We start from the raw sequence: 630 nt of genomic DNA, 5'->3' as shown, positions 1-630 counted from the left end.
AACCTGAACTGCACCCCAAAAGTTGGACATCCCCTCCAACTCACAAAGTGCAGTTTTTTTATGAGCAAATATACATTACACTTCAAATACCAAGCCGTACTCCACTACCTGCACATACGCAGCCAACAGCGTACCGCAGACCACTACGGCATCTCCCGAACCCACCTGCGACGATGGATACGCGCCTATCAAGAAGGCGGTATCGGCGCACTCGAACATCCCCAATCCAAAACCATGCCCCAACACCGCAAAAACCCCTTCATCGCAGATAAACCCGACCAAGAAAAAACGCAGGCAGAGCTTATTGAAGAGTTGTGCTATATGCGCGCAGAGGTTGCCTATCTAAAGGAGTTAAAAGCCCTCAGCCAAAAACAGACCGAAAAGGACAAAGCCAAACCGTCCAAACACTGAGGGCGCAACACCCGCTCAAATACCTGCTGCACATCGCAAACCTGCCTAAAAGCAGCTTTTACTACCACCACCAAAACCGACCCGACCCCGACGAAGCCGACAAAGCCCTCCTTGTCGAAACCTACCGGCGGCATAAAGGACGCTACGGACAAAGGCGCATTGCCGCCGCATTAGATTGGAACCGCAAAAAAGTGGCGCGGTTGATGAAGCAGTTGGAAC

1 protein-coding gene and 1 pseudogene are annotated in these 630 nt (G+C 51.6%); both read left to right on the top strand.

The window, feature by feature from the left end:
- The first annotated feature begins 60 nt into the window (after positions 1-60).
- Entirely contained in the window at positions 61-411 is a 351-nt protein-coding gene (locus ACTHS3_RS16530) for a helix-turn-helix domain-containing protein (protein ID WP_003756443.1), read from the top strand.
- Positions 315-630 (top strand): annotated as a pseudogene (locus tag ACTHS3_RS16525) (IS3 family transposase); the annotation flags it as partial. The gene ACTHS3_RS16530 and the pseudogene ACTHS3_RS16525, both read left to right, overlap by 97 nt.

The sequence above is a fragment of the Neisseria sp. P0009.S007 genome, from assembly GCF_051962515.1.
This window is presented reverse-complemented; position numbering and strand designations above follow the sequence as displayed.

Excerpts from the sequence above, each read along its gene's own strand:
- ACTHS3_RS16530 (WP_003756443.1), top strand. The coding sequence starts at position 61 with ATGAGCAAATATACATTACACTTCAAATACCAAGCCGTACTCCACTAC.